Genomic DNA, 17090 nt, shown 5'->3' with positions numbered 1-17090 from the left:
ATGAAAAAAAATTAATAATGATTGGCAAGAATAGCTATGAGGGTACACCTAGTAACATACCGAACCTAGAAGTTAAGCTCATAAACGCTGAAAGTACTTGGGGGGCAGCCCTCTGGGAGGATAAGAACTTGCCAATCTTTTTTTTATTTTTTGGAAAATTGAAAAAGTAAGGATAAATAAAATTTATTTATCCTTACTTTTTTTTATATATATAAAAAAAAGAGTTTAAAAATATGGGAATTAGTGATAGAATAAAATTTAGAGACATGGAGGACTTGATTTGAAAAAAATAAAAGGATTTTTATTAATTGAATATTTTATATATCTTATTATTTTATCGATTATTCTTTTCTTTACTTTATTTAAACTAAAAAAAACAAATGAAAGAATCAAAGAAAAAGAAGCCATAATAAAAATAGTTAATATTATTGATAAATATTGCACTAAATCTTTTAAAAGAGAAGAGTATAAATTTATATTTCAAACGGAAAGTAAAAGTATACTAATCTATCAAGTGGGTAATGAAAGAATTATAGAAAAAATAAGATTGCCTAAAATATTGGATTATAAAATTCCTTATGATGGGAGATATGTTAAAAAATTTATTTTTAATTCAACTATAAATTCAAATACTAGTAAAGCATTTTCAATTTATATATTCAATAAAAAAAAATCAAAATATAGAGTTTCTTTTTATTTGTTTAGAAAAAATAAAATTTTAAAAATAAACATCTACAAGTCTTTATTTCCAGAAAATATGGACTCAAAATGGATATTATATAATTATGATGATGAAAAGATAATGAAAGAGAGATGGGTTAAAATAAATGACTATTAATAAAGAAAAAAAAGAATTAGATATTTTAGATTATCAAAAAAATTTGTTAGAAAATAGATCATATATAGATTTGTTTCTTAATAAAATTTTTCAACAAGCTATTGAGATGGAAGTAAGTGATATTCACATAGAACCGGGAGAAAAAGAATTTAGAATAAGGGTAAGGGAAGATGGTGATTTATTAGAATTAGGAAAATATAACTTAGAAAAATACAATCCATTATTATCAAGAGTAAAAATTATTTGTGGATTAAATATAGCTGAGAAAAGAATTCCTCAGAGTGGAAGATTTAATGGTAAATATAAGAAAATTAATTATGATTTTAGAGTTTCAATAATTCCTACTTATTTTGGAGAAAAGATTTCAATAAGAGTTTTAAAAAGAAATCAAGTGATTAAATCTTTATTAGAACTAGGAATAAATAAAAATATTTGTAATAATTGTTTTAAAATATTAAAAAAAAAATCAGGAATGATATTGATAGCAGGACCTATGGGAGAAGGAAAAACAACAACTCTTTATTCAATTTTAAATGAAATAAATACTAAAACTAAGAATATTACAACAATTGAAGATCCTGTGGAATATTTAATTGAGGGAATCAACCAAATTCAATGCAATGAAGACCTAGGATTAAATTTTTCAGAATTGTTAAAAATTATATTAAGGCAAGACTCGGACATAATAGTAATAGGAGAGATAAGAGATAAAACTACAGCATCAGTTGCTTTAACAGCTTCTTTAACAGGACATTTAATTTTATCAACAATTCATAGTAAAAATAGTATAAGTTCTTTAAAAAGACTACAAGATTTAGGAGTAGATATTAAACTTTTATTAGAAGGAATTACAGGGATTTTAAGTCAACATCTTTTACGGCAACTATGCCCTTATTGTAAGATTATTGATAATGATTATTTGGAAAAATTAAAAGATTTAAACTTAACTACAAAAGATTTAAAAGATAAAACAATATATAAAAAATCACAGGGATGTGAAAAATGTAATTTTAAAGGTTATATTGGGAGAATACCTTTGGTAGAATTTTTATTAAAAAAGCAAAATCTATCTTTAGATAAAATTAAGATAGATAATATAAAAGAGGCTTTTAAAATAAATTCTTTAATTAATGATGGGGTAAGATTAGTTTTAGAAGGAAAAATATCTTTGGATGAATTGTTGAGAGTGATTTAAATGAAAAAATATATGTCTTTTGTTATAAATAAAGAAGGAAAAAAGAAAATTATCTTTAATTACGAAACATCTAATAAACAATTAGAAAAAGCATTGAAAAGAAATAAATTATTTATAATAAAAACGTTTATAATAAAAAAAGAAGATCTTAAAGATACTGAACTTTTAAATTTTTTTATTAAACTAAGAATTTTTATAGAAAGTGGTTATCAATTTTATGATGCTATTAATTATTTTTCTGATTACAAAAAGATGAAAAATTATATAAGAAAAATAAAATATTATTTAAGAAATGGTGAAAAAATAGATTTTATTTTCAAAAATAGTGGTTTAAATTTAAAAGAAATAGATTTTATTATTTTAAAAATAGGAGAAGAATCTGGAGATCTATTAAAATCATTTTCAATAATAGAAAACAGATTAAAAACTAGGATTAAATTAAGAAGAGAAGTAAAAAAAATACTAGTTTATCCAGAAATATTATTGTTTTTTATATTTTTAATTTTAATATTTTTAGGTAAATTTCTTTTACCTAATTTTGTAATTATATTAAAAGAAATGAATATAGAGGTATCAAAAACAACAAGAGGAATAATATGGTTTTCAAACAACTTTATTTATTTAGGAATAATATTTTCGATAGTTATTTTTATAATAAAGAATATTAAAATAAAAGAAAAAATTTTAAACTATATATTTAAATCAAAAAAAATTAAAAATTATTTAATGGGCTTATATAAATTAAATTTATTAGAATCATTAATAATATTATTAAAATCAGATATAAATTTAGTCTATGCTATTAAAATTCTAGAAAAGGAAGAATTAAATAAAAATAGAAAAAAAGGATTAAAAAATATTTTAGTTAATTTTGAAGAAGGAAAAAATATTGAAGTTTCTTTTAGAAAAAGTGAATTTTTTAATAAAAAAGATTTAGAATTTATCCGATTAGGCGAAAAATCTGGAGAATTAGTCAAAAGCTTAGAAATAATATATAACAATAATAAAAAAGATAGAGAAAATAAAATAGAGATAATTATAAAATTACTAGAACCTTTTACAATAATAATAATAGGAATAGTAATTTTTTTTATTTTTAAAGGAATTTATTTTCCGCTATTAAAGATAATAGACAGTATCTAGCAAAGAAGGTGATTAATATAAAAACAGAATTTTTATGAAGTATAAAAATTATATTTTGGTATTATTTTATTTGAAAAATTAAAAAAAGGAGAAAAAAGATGAAAAATGAAGGGTTTTCTTTAGTTGAAACGTTAGTAGTAATAGCAATAATTGGTATAATGTCAAGTATTATGACTCCTAAAATATCAATTTATTTAGCAAAGGCAAAAGATACAAAAGTAATATCAGATTTATCAATGTTGAGAACAGCTTCTCAAATGTATTATTTAGATGAAGGACAACCATTAGGAGAGGAAAATGGACAAATAAAAGATTACTTAACAGACTCTGATTTAGAAAAAATAAAAATTTATTTTTCTGGAAATATAAATAAATTAGAAACTTCAAATGAGAATAATGATGTAAAAGAAGTAGTAGGAGGAAGTAGAAAAGAAAAAAATGGACAAATAAAATTAGGAGGAAATATAAAATATACTTTTAAAGGTGAAGAAGATAGTTCAGACGGAATTAATATTTGGATAGAGAAAGATACGGAAATGGGAGATTATACAATTAATAATTATAAATGGGAGGAGTTATAATATGGAAAAAATTATAGATTTATTTTTTATAATAAATTTATTACTTATTAGTTATACAGATTACAAATCATGCGAAATACCAGATGCTTTAAATTTATTTATTTTATTATTAAAAGGAATAAAAATATTTTTTTTTAATTATAGTTTTGAAAATTCAATCATAGGTTTTGGGGTCTATCCAATAATCCTTTTAGTTATATATGGTTATGTTAGCAATATAGTGGGAAAAGAATTAATAGGTTTTGGAGATGTTAAATTACTAAGTTCGATAGGATTTTATATAGGATATAGTTCATTATTTGCAGTGGTTTATTATTATAATATTATTTGTTTAGTGGGAATTGTTTTATGTTATGTTATTTTAAAAATTGTAAAGAAAAAAGAAATAAGAGGTGTACAAATACCTTTTGCTCCAATTGTTTGTTTAGCTTTATTTGTTTTAGAAGTTTTAGAGGTAACAAAGTGAAAACTAAAGGAAATATTATTGAATTAGTAATATCTTTGCTTTTAATTTTTATAATTATATTAGATTTTTTGTTATTATTTAACTTTAATTTTAAAGTTATAAAAAGAATAGAGTATAGATATGAATTAGCAATATTGGAAAATAATTTACAAAATATTTTGAGAAGGGATTTATTTTTTAATAAAAGAATAGGTAATTATGAATTAAAAACAAAAGGAAAAGAATATTTTATAAAGACAAATAAAAATTTTTATTATTTAGGAACATTTAAATATTTTAAAATAAAAGGAGTAAAAATTATTGAAGAAAAAGCAAGTTTAGATAAGATAGAGATAGGGAAAATTAAATATATAAAAATAAATTTAGATAAAAAACAAGAAAAATTTATATTGGAGTGATTAAAATGAATAAAAAAGGTTTTTTTTATTAGAGGCAATGATTTCATTAAATATTTTTTGTATCTTTTCTTACTGTGTCTTTAAATTGATACTAGCAACAGTTTATTTAGATAAAAAATCTTTAGATTTAACTACTTATAGTAGAAATTATTATAGAGAATTAGAGGTTTTAAAAAAGGATATTAACGAAGCAAGTTCATTAAAGGTTGAAGGGAAAAAAAGACTATTACTTAAAAAAAATGATGATATCAAAGAATATATTTTTACACGTGATTTAAAATTAGAAATAAAGGAAAATTCTAGAAAAAGGGAGACTTATATAGATAATATTTGGGGAGAATTTACTAATGAAGATAACTTAATTTTTGTAAAAACTAAAATTAAGAATGAAAGGATAGATTATGTATTTTTTAAAAAATAAAATAAAAGGAAATACCTTAATTTTAACATTATATTTATTACTTTTGTTAAGTTATTTATCAGTAGTAACTTCTTTCCTTTTAAAAAAAGAGTATGAAAAATGTAATATTCTTTTAAAAGATAAAAATAAAAATAGCAATGAGATTATCAAAAGAGAATATGAAAAATATATTGAAGTCAAAGGAGGTATAAAATATATAGTATATAGAAAAAATGAATTGATTTGGAATAAGAATATAATTAAAAATGAAAATGAAAAAACAGATACAGGATATAAGATTTTTAAAATAATAAAAAAAAATAAAATAATTTATGATTTAAATAAAAATAATAAAAAAAATTATAAATCTTTAATAAAAAATTACTCAGACTATAATAAAAGCAATGAAATTAAAATAGTTTTTATCAAAAAATATGATAGTATGCTAATTGGAGAAAAACAATTAAAAGGAATAAAAGTAAAAATAATTATAAATAATAGTTATTTTTATGATGAAGATTTAAGTATCATAAAAAATTCAAAATCTAGAATAGGGGCAATATATGTTGAAAAATAATAAACAAATAATATATATAGTTTTTTCTAAAAGTGATTTAAAAATATATAACAATAATAAACAAATAATATTTAAGTTTTATTTAAATAAATTAGATCATCAAAAAATATATAATAAAATAAAAAAATATATAGTGAAAAAAGAAATTATAATCTGCTTTGAAGAAGGAGCGTACATAAAAAAAGAGATTTTAGAAGAAGAGGTTTTTAAAATAGAAAACTATATTCAAGAATTATGTATGGAAAATTTAAAAAAAGAAACAGATGATTTGTTTATTGAAACTTATAAATTAAATCAAAAATATATTATTTATATTTTTGAGAGGGACTTTATGGAAAAAATAATTGAAATCTTTATAAAAAATAGAATTTCAGTTAAAGGAATATATATAGATATAGACTTAAAAAATAAAATTGATGATTATGATTTGATATTAAATCAAATAAAAAGGATAAATTTTAATTTAATTTTGAGTTGCATGATTATTATTATTGTTTTTTTAGGGATAAAAATTTTTGAAAACAAGCTATTCAATATAATAAAAAATATAAAAGAACAGAATTGTATTATAAAAAATGAAAATTACCAATTAAAAAATCAAATAAACAAAAAAAATTCTAAGAACAAAAATGTTAATAAAACAAAAGAGATTAAAAGCATAAAGAATAATATAAAAAGAAACTTTTTTTTGGTGTTGAGCTATATAAATAGAGATATTATTATTACAAAATATAATATTTATAATATTAAAATAAAACTAGAAGGTTATGTAATGGATGAAAAAAAATTATTCAAATTTATGGAAAAAATAGAATCAGATAAGAATGTAAAATCATTAAAGTATGATTATATAGAAAAAAAAGAGAATAAATATATTTTTTGTTTAGAAATAGAGGTAATTTGATGAAAAACAATAAAAAAATGACAATTATATTTTTCATGACCATTATTTATGGGATGATTATAAATCCAACATTTACAGTTTTAAAATTAGAAAAAGAAAAAAATATATTATTAAAAAAAAATAAAAGTTTAAAATCAAATAATGTAAATTTGTTAAAAAAGAAAAATTTTTTATTTAATAAAAAAGAAATTTTAGAAAACAAAAAAATAAAAGTTAAAAAATTTAAGAAAGTAGGTGACTATTCTAATTATATAAATAATTGTATTTTAAAAAATAATTTAAAAATTATCTATATGGGTAGACTAAAAGTAAATAGAAATAGGATAATAGGTTCGTATAATTTAGAGGGAAAATTGTATAATTTTATAAGTTTTTTAAATCAATTAGAAAAAGAAAAAAATATTTTTCTTAGTGATGGAAATTTTTATATAGAAAATAACGAAAGTAGTCTAATAGCAACCATAAATTTAGAAGGATATTTTTATAGAAAATAGGAGAAAAAAAATGAAGATAATAAAAATTATATTATATTTATTAGTTGTTCAAGAACTTTTTGCAAATGTAGGATTAATAGAAAAAACTAAGAAAATAAAATATTTAAACAAGATTCAAAATAGAACAATCGAGGAATTGTGTATGGATCTTACTTCTAAATCTGATATATTAATTACACCAAATGAGAAGATTCAAAAAGATCATATAAAGATGAGTAAAGGGGAAAAAAGTATCTATAATGTTTTACAAGAATGCTGTAAAATTAATGAATATAAGATAGAAGAGAAGGAAAAATATATTTATGTAACAACGAAGAATACAAAAGATTCAGATAAAGGGATAGTAATAGGAAATGTATATAATCAAAAATACAAAAATAATTTACAAGGGGTAGAAATTAAGATAATAGGAGAAAATTCTAAAAGATATTTTTCAGATAATAATGGAAAATTCATATTGGAGAATATACCATATGGAGTTTATTTTATTTCTTTAAAAAAAGCAGGATATATAACTGAAGGAGAATTATTAGAAGTAAATAAAAAAGATAACTTAATAGAGGTTTCAATGCAACAAAAAGATTTAAAAGACAGAGAAATCTATAAAAAAAAGGATAATTTTATAATAGAAAAAGTGAAAATAAATAACTTAAAGGAAATAAATATAGGAACATTATTACAAAGTAAAAAAAATATGGTTAATTTTAGTGAAAATTTAAAAGAAAATATAGTTTATTTAAGTGGAGAAAAAGAACAGGTAAATGAGATAAAAAAATATTTAGATAGTATTGATAATAATAATAAACAAGTAAGAATAACAGTAGAAATAATAGATATAACAGAGAATTTATTTGATAAGTTAGGTTTTTCTTGGTCTTATAATGAAACTTCTAATCAACAAGACAATATAAATATATTAAAAAATAGTGGAATAGTAGGAATAGGTGAAGTATATTCAACTGTAGGGAGTCTACTGAAACCTTTTAAAAATGATAAAGAATTTTTAAAATTCAGCTTAGATTTATTGGAAGCAACACAAGATTTGAAGATAACTTCAATTCCTAGTATAGTTACTGTTAATGGTGCAGAAGGAGAAATTAAAATAACTGAAGAAAAAATAGTTGGAGAAGAAAAAGAGGAGAATGAAAATGATAAAACAACTTATACTCCAATATTTAAGGAAGCTGGAATAGTTCTAAAGGTTGTTCCTGAAATTATGAACAATGAATTAATTAATTTAAAATTAGAATTAGAAGCAAGTGATTTTAAGGTAACCAATATAGAAGAATCTAGTTCACAAAAAGAAACCACTAAATTTAATGGAGGATCTAAAATTTCAAGAGTATTAAAAACTACTCTAAAGATAAAAGATGGAAATGAAATTTTAATAGGAGGATTAAAAAAAGATATTTTAAAAAAAGAGATAAGCAAAGTTCCAGGCTTATCATCAATTCCAGTTGCGGGAAATTTATTTAAATATAAGGCTAATAAAAGAGAAAAAGTTGATTTATATATAAAACTTAAAGTAGATATAATTAAAAATCAGAATTAGTATTGATATTATTTAAAATTCTTAGTAAAATGTTAGATATAAATATTAATTGGAGGAGTTTATGAATAAAAACAGATTCAAGACAATACTTTCTAATTTTAATAAACTAAAAATTGCTGTTGTTGGGGATATAATGTTAGATGATTATTTAATAGGAACAGTTGAAAGAGTTTCGCCGGAGGCTCCAGTTCCGGTAGTATTAATAAAGAAAGAAAAGTTTGTATTAGGTGGTGCTGGAAACGTAATAAATAATTTATCTACTTTGGGAGTAAAGACATATTGCTATGGTATGGTAGGCGATGATATAGATGGAGATAAATTATTAAGATCTATGAAAAAAATAGGAGTAGAAATTTCTGGGATTATAAAAAGTGAAGAAAGGCCGACTATTGTAAAAAGAAGAATTTTAGGAGGAAATCAACAATTATTAAGAATCGATTGGGAAGATCCTACAAATATAGATGATTTATTAGAAGAAGCAATACTAGAAAATATAAGAAATAATATTAATAATATAGATGCAATAATATTATCTGATTATAATAAGGGTGTATTAACTCCTAGATTATCTCGAGAAATAATAAAATTAGCAAAACAAAACAATAAAATAATAACCGTTGATCCAAAGCCTTCAAATATAAAAAATTATGTAGGGGCGTCTTCAATGACTCCTAATAAAAAGGAAGCTTTTTTATGTCTAAAAAATTCTGAAAATATGGATATCAATGAGGTTGGAACAGATATAAGAGACATGTTAAAATTAGAAAATTTATTAATAACTAGAAGCGAAGAAGGAGTTAGTTTATATGATGATAATGGTGTAACAAATATTCCTACTTTTGCGAAAGAAGTTTTTGATGTTACAGGAGCTGGAGATACAGTAATTTCAGTTTATACACTATCAAAAGCAGCAGGAGCTTCTTGGGAGGAGGCTGCCAAGATTGCAAATACAGCAGCAGGAATAGTTGTTGGGAAAATAGGAACATCTACAGCGACAAAAGAACAAATAATAGATTTTTATGATGAAATTTATGGAAAAGAAGTTGAATAGTTATGATTAGAATAGGAAATGGTTATGATGTACATAGATTTAAAGAAGGGAGAAAACTTATTTTAGGTGGAGTAGAGATTCCTTATAAGGTTGGATTGCTAGGACATTCAGATGCAGATGTTTTGTTGCATGCAATTATAGATGCGATATTAGGAGCATTAGCTTTGGGGGATATAGGCCAACACTTTCCAGATAATAATAAAGAATATTTAAATATAGATAGTAAAATTTTATTAAAAAAAGTTAAAAATATTATGGATATAGAAGGATATGAGATAGGAAATTTGGATTCCATAATTGTGACTCAAAAACCTAAATTAAAGAATTATTTAAAAGAAATGAGAAAAAATATTTCAGAAATTTTAAAGACAGAGATATCAAATATAAGTGTTAAAGCAACAACAGAAGAAAACTTAGGATTTACAGGAAGAGAAGAAGGAATAAAAAGTTATTGCGTTTTGATATTAAATAAAAAACAAAAAAAGAAAGCTTAATCTAAAAAAAGAAAGAGAAAGCTTTCTTTTTTTAGCTAATCATTAAAATGTTATAATGGTTTTGAGGTTATCTTTATTAATTTCGGTAGTTATAAATAAAAAATGCTGAAAAATAAAATTTAAATTGTGAGTGGTCTTGATATTTATAACTGATTAGCATATAATTGATACTTGAGGAGTTAATATTAAAAGTCAAAGAAAATAATTATTTAAAAAATATCTAGTAGCATAAAAGAGAGCACGATAAAAAATTTATAAAAACAGACTGAAAATTTAAGTTTTTTTAAGAGAAATGATTCATAAAAGCTCAGACAAATTTACTCGTTATCAAGAGAATCTTTTATTTGAAAGTTTATTGGAGCAATGATAAACAAAAGATCTAAAAAGCAAAAAATTTGAAAATTAGGGTAACATATATATAAAATATATTTTTAAAATGGTCAAATTTGCAATATAATTAGTTATATTTTGAAAAAGAGATAACCTAAAAAAATTTGTGTAAAACTAAAAGCAAAAATTTATCTTGAAAATGATGAAAAAGTTATCAAATTCATTAGTACATTAAGGAGGAAATCTTATGGAATTTGTTAAATATGAACAAGATGGTTTTATCGGGGTGATTACTATTAATCGTCCTAAAGCCTTGAATGCTTTAAATACTGATGTTTTAGAAATGCTAAATAAAGTTCTTGACGATGTTGATTTAGAAAAGACAAGAGCTCTTATTTTAACAGGGAGTGGTTCTAAATCTTTTGTTGCAGGAGCGGATATTTCTGAGATGAGTAAATTAACAAAATCAGAAGGGGAAGTTTTTGGTAAGATGGGAAATGATGTTTTTAGAAAATTAGAAACATTTCAGGTGCCCGTTATAGCGGCAGTAAATGGGTTTGCTCTAGGGGGAGGTTGTGAACTTTCTTTGAGCTGTGATATTAGAATATGTTCAGAAAACGCTTTGTTTGGTCAACCGGAGGTTGGCTTAGGTATAACTCCTGGATTTGGAGGGACTCAAAGATTAGCTAGAACAATAGGAATAGGAAAAGCTAAGGAAATGATTTATACAGCTTCTAATATAAAAGCGGAGGAAGCTTTTAGAATAGGATTAGTAAATAAAGTTTGTTCAAGTGAAGAATTGATAAATGAAGCTAAAAAAATAGCTAAAAAAATATATAGGAATGCACCAATAGCTGTAAGAGCTTGCAAAAAAGCTATAAATGAAGGAATTTCTTTAAATATGGATGAAGCTATTATTGTAGAAGAAAAATTATTTGGAAGTTGTTTTGAGACTCAAGACCAGAAAAATGGAATGAAAGCTTTTTTAGAAAAGAAAAAAGTAGAAGGATTTATAAATAAATAGTTAATAAAAATAAATTAGGAGGATTTGAAATGAAGATAGGTGTTATTGGAGCAGGAACAATGGGTTCAGGGATTGCACAAACATTTGCACAAACTAATGGATATGAGGTTATGCTATGTGACATTAATGAAGAGTTTGCAGCAAAAGGAAAAGCTAAGATAGCAAAAGGATTAGAGAGAAAAGTTTCTAAAGGGAAAATGGAAGCTTCTGACGCTAATAATATCTTAGAAAGAATAACAACTGGAACAAAAGAAATCTGTAAAGAATGTGATTTAGTTATAGAAGCAGCTATTGAAAATATGGAGATAAAAAAACAAACTTTTAGAGAGTTAGATGAAATTTGTAAAGAAGAAACAATTTTCGCAACTAATACATCATCATTATCTATAACTGAGATAGGATCTGGACTAAGAAGACCTGTAATAGGGATGCATTTTTTCAACCCTGTACCAGTAATGAAATTAGTGGAAGTTATAGCGGGATTAAATACTCCGGAAGAAGTAGTTGAAAAGATAAAAGAAATATCAGAGGAAATAGGGAAAGTTCCTGTTCAGGTTGAGGAAGCTCCAGGTTTTGTTGTTAATAGGATATTAATACCAATGGTAAATGAAGCTATAGGTATTTATGCAGAAGGAGTAGCTAGTGTTGAAGGGATAGATGCAGCTATGAAGTTAGGTTGTAATCACCCTATTGGACCATTAGCTTTAGGAGATTTAATAGGACTTGACGTATGTTTGGCGATAATGGAAGTGCTATATAATGAAATGGGAGATACAAAATACAGACCACATCCATTGTTAAGAAAAATGGTTCGTGGACATAAGTTAGGAATGAAAACAGGAGAAGGTTTCTATAATTATTCGAAGTAATTATTTGAAAAAAATAGGCTTGAAGATAAGTTCAAGCCTATTTTATTAAAGTTGAAAATTTTCAGTCTAAACTATGAGCGCAAAAGGAGCATATAGATTAAAATTAAATCAAAACAGTTTAAATATATATAAAATATATTTTTAAAAAAAGTGAAGATGCAATATAATTGAAAGGTAGTTTTTGTAAAAATAAATTTTTAAAGAAAATTATTTAATGAAATTGGAAAAAATAATTTAAATATAAAGTTAATTCAGGAGGAAAAAATGTCAAAAGTATATTTAGTAGAAGCGAAAAGAACAGCGATTGGAAGTTTCCTAGGAAGTCTTAAAGGTGTTCAACCAGGAGATTTAGGGGCTCATATAGTTAAAGCTATAATAGATGAAACAAAAATAAATCCAGCAAAACTTGATGAAGTTGTTATGGGAAATGTTTTACATGCAGGTCATAAGCAAGGAATAGGAAGACAAACTTCAATAAAAGCTGGAGTTCCTCAAGAAGTACCAGGATACTCAATTAACATGATTTGTGGTTCAGGATTAAAATCAGTTTATTTAGCTTATTGTGAAATTAAATGTGGACAATCAAATTTAATTTTAGCAGGTGGAGTTGAATCAATGTCTCAAGCAGGATTTGTATTACCTGCATCAGCAAGAACTGGTGTGAAAATGGGAGATTTAAAATTAATAGACCATATGGTTTCAGATGGACTAACTGATGCATTCCATGGTTATCACATGGGTATAACAGCTGAAAATATAGTAGATAAATATAACATTTCAAGAGAAGAGCAAGATGCTTTTGCTTATGAATCACAAAGAAGAGCTATTAAAGCAGTTGATTCTGGAAGATTTGATGATGAGATAGTTCCAATAGAAGTTAAGGTAAATAGAAAAGAAACAAAAATGTTTGCTAGAGATGAGCATCCAAATAGAAAATCAACACTAGAAAAATTAGCAAAATTAAGACCAGCATTTAAAAAGGATGGAACTGTTACAGCAGGAAATGCATCTGGATTAAATGATGGAGCTTCAGCTGTATTATTAGCATCTGAGGAAGCATTAAAAGAAAATAATTTAACTCCAAAAGCAGAAGTATTTGCAGTTGGACAAGGTGGAGTAGATCCAGCAATTATGGGTATGGGACCAGTTGCAGCTATAAGAGACGTATTGAAAAAAGCTAAAATGAGTCTTAAAGATATAGAATTATTTGAATTAAACGAAGCTTTTGCATCTCAATCTTTAGGAGTTTTAAGAGAAGTGTGTGAAGAACATGATGTAACTAAAGAATGGATGCTAGAAAGAACTAATGTAAATGGAGGAGCAATTGCTTTAGGGCATCCAGTAGGATGCTCAGGAAACAGAATCTTAGTAACTCTTTTATATGAAATGGAAAAAAGAGATCTTACTTATGGTTTAGCAACTCTATGTATTGGTGGAGGAATGTCTGTAGCGGTAATATTAAAAAGAGATAAATAGAAAGTTTTTAAAAAATTAATAAATTTGAAATCTCAAAACTTATCGGTGATATATCATCGATAAGTTTTGATTACAAAAAAATGTTGCACTAATAGATTAAAATGTAGTAAAATAGTTATTGAGGATTTTTAGTCAAAAAAATATAGGAGGATTAGAGAGAATGGAATTCAATATACCTAAAACACATGAACTTTTCAGACAAATGATAAGAGAATTTGCTGAAAAAGAAGTAAAACCTTTGGCTGCTGAAGTAGACGAAGAGGAAAGATTCCCAGTTGAAACTGTTAAAAAAATGGCAGAAATTGGAATAATGGGAATACCAGTTCCAAAAGAATATGGAGGAGCAGGTGGAGATAACTTAATGTACTCTATGGCTGTTGAAGAATTATCAAGAGTTTGTGGAACAACAGGAGTTATAGTATCAGCTCATACATCATTAGGAACATGGCCAATATTACACTTTGGTACAGAAGAACAAAAACAAAAATACATTCCTAAAATGGCAAAAGGGGAATGGATAGGGGCATTCGGATTAACAGAACCAAACGCAGGAACAGATGCTGCAGGACAACAAACAACTGCTCATTTAGACCCTGAAACAAACGAATGGATAATTAATGGTTCAAAAATATTCATAACAAATGCAGGGTATGCAGATGTATATGTTATTTTTGCTATGACAGATAAATCTAAAGGATTAAAAGGAATTTCTGCATTCATTATTGAAGAAGGAACTCCAGGATTCTCTATTGGTAAAAAGGAGAAAAAATTAGGAATAAAAGGATCTGCAACTTGTGAATTAATATTTGAAGATGTTAGATTACCACATGAAAACTTATTAGGAAAAGAAGGAAAAGGATTTAAAATTGCTATGATGACTCTTGATGGAGGAAGAATAGGAATAGCATCTCAAGCTTTAGGTTTAGCTCAAGGAGCTTTAGATGAAGTTGTAGCTTATACTAAAGAAAGAAAACAATTTGGAAGAGCTATAGCTAAATTCCAAAATACTCAATTCCAAATCGCTGATATGGAAGTAAAAGTAGAAGCTTCAAGATTATTAGTTTATAAAGCAGCATGGAAAGAGAGTGCAGGATTACCTTATTCCATAGATGCAGCAAGAGCTAAATTATTTGCAGCTGAAACAGCTATGGAAGTAACAACAAAGGCTGTACAATATCATGGTGGATATGGATATACAAGAGAATATCCAGTTGAAAGAATGATGAGAGACGCAAAAATAACTGAAATCTATGAAGGAACTTCAGAAGTTCAAAGAATGGTAATAGCAGGAAACTTATTTAGATAAGAATAAAAGGTAATGAACATATTGAAAAATATTGGAGGATAGAAAATGAATATAGTAGTTTGTATAAAACAAGTTCCAGATACAACAGAAATAAAACTAGATCCAGTAAAAGGAACATTAATTAGAGATGGGGTTCCTAGTATAATGAACCCAGACGATAAAGGTGGACTAGAAGAAGCATTAAAATTAAAAGATATGTATGGGGCTCACGTAACAGTAATTACAATGGGACCTCCTCAAGCAGATGCTATTTTAAGAGAAGCATATGCTATGGGTGTTGATAGAGCAATATTATTAACAGATAGAAAATTTGCAGGAGCAGATACTTTAGCAACATCTAATGCTCTAGCAGCAGCTTTAAGAGAAATTGATTATGATTTAATAATAGCTGGAAGACAAGCTATTGATGGAGATACAGCTCAAGTAGGACCACAAATAGCTGAACATTTAGGAATACCTCAAATCTCTTATTTAAAAGAATTAGAGTATAACGAAGATGCAAAAACAATTAAAGTGAAAAGAGTAGTTGAAGATGGATACTATTTATTAGAAGCTGAATTACCAGCTTTAGTAACAGTATTAGCTGAAGCTAATCAACCTAGATATATGAGAGTTGGAAACATAGTTGATGCTTTTAACAAGGAAGTTGAAGTTTGGACAACTGAAAACGTTAAAATTGAAGCAGAAAAACTAGGATTAAAAGGTTCTCCAACACAGGTTAAAAAATCATTTACAAAAGGTGCTAAACAAGCAGGGAAAGTGTTTAATGACTTAGATACAAAACAAGCTGTAAACTTAATTGTAGAAAAATTAAAAGAAAAATTCGTTATATAGTTAAAAACGAAGAAAAATTCTTGAGAAAAGGAGATAGAATAATGAATTTAAGCGATTATAAAGGAATAGTTGTATTTGCTGAACAAAGAGATGGGCAATTACAAAAAGTAGGGATAGAGTTAATAGGAAAAGCAAAAGAATTAGCTGGAAAATTAAATGTACCTGTTACTGCAGCATTAATAGGATCAGAAATAGAAGGATTAGCAAAAGAATTAGTAGCTTACGGTGCAGATAAGGTATTAGTTGTTGATAAACCAGAATTAAAAATATACGGAACAGAAGCTTATGCACAAGCTTTCAAAGCAATAATAGATGCAAAAAAACCAGAAATAGTTCTATTTGGAGCTACAACTTTAGGAAGAGATTTAGCACCTAGAGTATCTTCAAGAATGGTATGTGGATTAACTGCAGATTGTACAAAATTAGAAATATCTGATGATGAGTTCAAAAGATTAGAAATGACAAGACCTGCATTTGGTGGAAACTTAATGGCGACTATTATTTCTCCTAATCATAGACCTCAAATGTCAACTGTAAGACCAGGAGTTATGCAAAAATTAGAAAGAGATGACGCTAGAAAAGGAGAAATTGAAAAATTTGATTTTGCTTTAGATACATCTAAATTAAAAGTTAAAGTTTTAGAAGTTGTTAAAGAAGCTAAAAATAAAGTTGATATTTCAGAAGCTAAGATATTAGTTTCTGGTGGAAGAGGAATTGGTTCTGCTGAAAACTTTAAAAATCTAGAAGCGGTAGCTCAAGAAATAGGAGCAACAGTTTCAGCTTCAAGAGCAGCTGTAGATGCTGGATATATAGAGCATGATAGACAAGTAGGTCAAACAGGAAAAACAGTAAGACCTGATATTTATTTTGCTTGTGGAATTTCAGGAGCGATTCAACACGTTGCAGGAATGGAAGAATCTGAATATATTGTTGCTATAAATAAAGATGAAGGAGCTGCAATATTTGATGTTGCTGACTTAGGAATAGTTGGGGATGCTAATAAAATAGCAGCTTTACTTGGAGAAGAATTAAAAAAAGTTAATGCAAATAAATAGTTTTCAAAGAAAATAATAAAAAAGTTACTGTGAATTCACAGTAACTTTTTCTTTTTGGTTCTTTGTCAACTGGTGTTGGTGGAGAAAAATAAAAAAATTAAAT

General features: G+C 25.3%; 19 protein-coding genes and 1 rRNA gene. All 20 read left to right on the top strand.

What is annotated here, in order from left to right:
• The first annotated feature begins 20 nt into the window (after nucleotides 1-20).
• The 20 genes from rrf to Q7K47_07300 all read left to right on the top strand — a co-directional run bounded on the left by rrf (nucleotide 21) and on the right by Q7K47_07300 (nucleotide 16987).
• Nucleotides 21-137: ribosomal RNA gene (gene rrf, locus Q7K47_07395) — 5S ribosomal RNA — on the top strand.
• Between the two features lie 143 nt (nucleotides 138-280).
• Entirely contained in the window at nucleotides 281-838 is a 558-nt protein-coding gene (locus Q7K47_07390; GenBank protein ID MDP0507024.1) for a hypothetical protein, read from the top strand.
• Nucleotides 828-2033, top strand: a complete 1206-nt coding sequence (locus Q7K47_07385; protein ID MDP0507023.1) for a GspE/PulE family protein — start codon at nucleotides 828-830, stop codon at nucleotides 2031-2033. The genes Q7K47_07390 and Q7K47_07385 overlap by 11 nt, the downstream gene beginning before the upstream one ends.
• Nucleotides 2034-3176: a type II secretion system F family protein gene (locus Q7K47_07380; GenBank protein MDP0507022.1), complete on the top strand. Its 1143-nt coding sequence runs from the start codon at nucleotides 2034-2036 to the stop codon at nucleotides 3174-3176.
• A 98-nt stretch (nucleotides 3177-3274) separates the two neighbouring features.
• Nucleotides 3275-3757: a prepilin-type N-terminal cleavage/methylation domain-containing protein gene (locus Q7K47_07375; protein MDP0507021.1), complete on the top strand. Its 483-nt coding sequence runs from the start codon at nucleotides 3275-3277 to the stop codon at nucleotides 3755-3757.
• A gap of 1 nt (nucleotide 3758) precedes the next feature.
• Complete coding sequence (locus Q7K47_07370; protein MDP0507020.1) at nucleotides 3759-4223, top strand: A24 family peptidase; 465 nt, start codon at nucleotides 3759-3761, stop codon at nucleotides 4221-4223.
• Nucleotides 4220-4621, top strand: coding sequence for a hypothetical protein (locus Q7K47_07365; GenBank protein MDP0507019.1), 402 nt, complete (start codon nucleotides 4220-4222; stop codon nucleotides 4619-4621). The genes Q7K47_07370 and Q7K47_07365 overlap by 4 nt, the downstream gene beginning before the upstream one ends.
• A 37-nt stretch (nucleotides 4622-4658) precedes the next feature.
• A complete protein-coding gene (locus tag Q7K47_07360) occupies nucleotides 4659-5042 on the top strand; it encodes a hypothetical protein (protein ID MDP0507018.1) in 384 nt (127 codons plus the stop codon).
• Complete coding sequence (locus Q7K47_07355; GenBank protein MDP0507017.1) at nucleotides 5023-5598, top strand: hypothetical protein; 576 nt, start codon at nucleotides 5023-5025, stop codon at nucleotides 5596-5598. Before Q7K47_07360 ends, Q7K47_07355 begins: the two co-directional genes overlap by 20 nt.
• Nucleotides 5585-6502, top strand: coding sequence for a hypothetical protein (locus Q7K47_07350; GenBank protein ID MDP0507016.1), 918 nt, complete (start codon nucleotides 5585-5587; stop codon nucleotides 6500-6502). Before Q7K47_07355 ends, Q7K47_07350 begins: the two co-directional genes overlap by 14 nt.
• On the top strand, nucleotides 6502-6996 hold the full coding sequence (locus Q7K47_07345; protein ID MDP0507015.1) for a hypothetical protein: 495 nt from the start codon (nucleotides 6502-6504) through the stop codon (nucleotides 6994-6996). The genes Q7K47_07350 and Q7K47_07345 overlap by 1 nt, the downstream gene beginning before the upstream one ends.
• 10 nt (nucleotides 6997-7006) lie before the next feature.
• The gene (locus Q7K47_07340; GenBank protein ID MDP0507014.1) at nucleotides 7007-8548 is read left to right on the top strand and encodes a hypothetical protein; all 1542 of its coding nucleotides are present in this window, start codon (nucleotides 7007-7009) and stop codon (nucleotides 8546-8548) included.
• A 61-nt stretch (nucleotides 8549-8609) separates the two neighbouring features.
• Nucleotides 8610-9599, top strand: a complete 990-nt coding sequence (gene rfaE1 / locus Q7K47_07335; protein ID MDP0507013.1) for a D-glycero-beta-D-manno-heptose-7-phosphate kinase — start codon at nucleotides 8610-8612, stop codon at nucleotides 9597-9599.
• Between the two features lie 2 nt (nucleotides 9600-9601).
• A complete protein-coding gene (ispF, locus tag Q7K47_07330; GenBank protein ID MDP0507012.1) occupies nucleotides 9602-10093 on the top strand; it encodes a 2-C-methyl-D-erythritol 2,4-cyclodiphosphate synthase in 492 nt (163 codons plus the stop codon).
• A gap of 577 nt (nucleotides 10094-10670) precedes the next feature.
• The gene (locus tag Q7K47_07325) at nucleotides 10671-11447 is read left to right on the top strand and encodes an enoyl-CoA hydratase-related protein (protein ID MDP0507011.1); all 777 of its coding nucleotides are present in this window, start codon (nucleotides 10671-10673) and stop codon (nucleotides 11445-11447) included.
• A gap of 29 nt (nucleotides 11448-11476) precedes the next feature.
• Nucleotides 11477-12316 (top strand): 3-hydroxybutyryl-CoA dehydrogenase, encoded by an 840-nt coding sequence (locus Q7K47_07320; GenBank protein MDP0507010.1) that lies wholly within the window; start codon nucleotides 11477-11479, stop codon nucleotides 12314-12316.
• 264 nt (nucleotides 12317-12580) lie between these two features.
• Nucleotides 12581-13792, top strand: a complete 1212-nt coding sequence (locus tag Q7K47_07315; protein ID MDP0507009.1) for an acetyl-CoA C-acetyltransferase — start codon at nucleotides 12581-12583, stop codon at nucleotides 13790-13792.
• A 160-nt stretch (nucleotides 13793-13952) separates the two neighbouring features.
• Nucleotides 13953-15098 carry an acyl-CoA dehydrogenase gene (locus tag Q7K47_07310; protein ID MDP0507008.1) on the top strand — a complete coding sequence of 382 codons (1146 nt, stop codon included), beginning with the start codon at nucleotides 13953-13955 and terminating at the stop codon, nucleotides 15096-15098.
• A 45-nt stretch (nucleotides 15099-15143) separates the two neighbouring features.
• On the top strand, nucleotides 15144-15932 hold the full coding sequence (locus tag Q7K47_07305; GenBank protein ID MDP0507007.1) for an electron transfer flavoprotein subunit beta/FixA family protein: 789 nt from the start codon (nucleotides 15144-15146) through the stop codon (nucleotides 15930-15932).
• Nucleotides 15933-15973: 41 nt separating this feature from the next.
• Nucleotides 15974-16987: an electron transfer flavoprotein subunit alpha/FixB family protein gene (locus Q7K47_07300; GenBank protein MDP0507006.1), complete on the top strand. Its 1014-nt coding sequence runs from the start codon at nucleotides 15974-15976 to the stop codon at nucleotides 16985-16987.
• Nucleotides 16988-17090 lie beyond the last annotated feature (103 nt).

This window comes from Fusobacterium sp. JB019 (assembly GCA_030673965.1).
In the GTDB taxonomy this organism is placed as follows: domain Bacteria; phylum Fusobacteriota; class Fusobacteriia; order Fusobacteriales; family Fusobacteriaceae; genus Fusobacterium_B.
The sequence above is the reverse complement of the archived record's forward strand: the minus strand, read 5'-3'. Positions and strand labels throughout refer to the sequence as shown.

What these genes read in the sequence shown, in the direction of transcription:
- Q7K47_07385 (MDP0507023.1), top strand. Translation starts at nt 828, where the DNA reads ATGACTATTAATAAAGAAAAAAAAGAATTAGATATTTTAGATTATCAA.
- Q7K47_07380 (MDP0507022.1), top strand. Translation starts at nt 2,034, where the DNA reads ATGAAAAAATATATGTCTTTTGTTATAAATAAAGAAGGAAAAAAGAAA.
- Q7K47_07375 (MDP0507021.1), top strand. Translation starts at nt 3,275, where the DNA reads ATGAAAAATGAAGGGTTTTCTTTAGTTGAAACGTTAGTAGTAATAGCA.
- Q7K47_07370 (MDP0507020.1), top strand. Translation starts at nt 3,759, where the DNA reads ATGGAAAAAATTATAGATTTATTTTTTATAATAAATTTATTACTTATT.
- Q7K47_07360 (MDP0507018.1), top strand. Translation starts at nt 4,659, where the DNA reads ATGATTTCATTAAATATTTTTTGTATCTTTTCTTACTGTGTCTTTAAA.
- Q7K47_07355 (MDP0507017.1), top strand. Translation starts at nt 5,023, where the DNA reads ATGTATTTTTTAAAAAATAAAATAAAAGGAAATACCTTAATTTTAACA.
- Q7K47_07350 (MDP0507016.1), top strand. Translation starts at nt 5,585, where the DNA reads ATGTTGAAAAATAATAAACAAATAATATATATAGTTTTTTCTAAAAGT.
- Q7K47_07345 (MDP0507015.1), top strand. Translation starts at nt 6,502, where the DNA reads ATGAAAAACAATAAAAAAATGACAATTATATTTTTCATGACCATTATT.
- Q7K47_07340 (MDP0507014.1), top strand. Translation starts at nt 7,007, where the DNA reads ATGAAGATAATAAAAATTATATTATATTTATTAGTTGTTCAAGAACTT.
- rfaE1 (MDP0507013.1), top strand. Translation starts at nt 8,610, where the DNA reads ATGAATAAAAACAGATTCAAGACAATACTTTCTAATTTTAATAAACTA.
- ispF (MDP0507012.1), top strand. Translation starts at nt 9,602, where the DNA reads ATGATTAGAATAGGAAATGGTTATGATGTACATAGATTTAAAGAAGGG.
- Q7K47_07325 (MDP0507011.1), top strand. Translation starts at nt 10,671, where the DNA reads ATGGAATTTGTTAAATATGAACAAGATGGTTTTATCGGGGTGATTACT.
- Q7K47_07320 (MDP0507010.1), top strand. Translation starts at nt 11,477, where the DNA reads ATGAAGATAGGTGTTATTGGAGCAGGAACAATGGGTTCAGGGATTGCA.
- Q7K47_07315 (MDP0507009.1), top strand. Translation starts at nt 12,581, where the DNA reads ATGTCAAAAGTATATTTAGTAGAAGCGAAAAGAACAGCGATTGGAAGT.
- Q7K47_07310 (MDP0507008.1), top strand. Translation starts at nt 13,953, where the DNA reads ATGGAATTCAATATACCTAAAACACATGAACTTTTCAGACAAATGATA.
- Q7K47_07305 (MDP0507007.1), top strand. Translation starts at nt 15,144, where the DNA reads ATGAATATAGTAGTTTGTATAAAACAAGTTCCAGATACAACAGAAATA.
- Q7K47_07300 (MDP0507006.1), top strand. Translation starts at nt 15,974, where the DNA reads ATGAATTTAAGCGATTATAAAGGAATAGTTGTATTTGCTGAACAAAGA.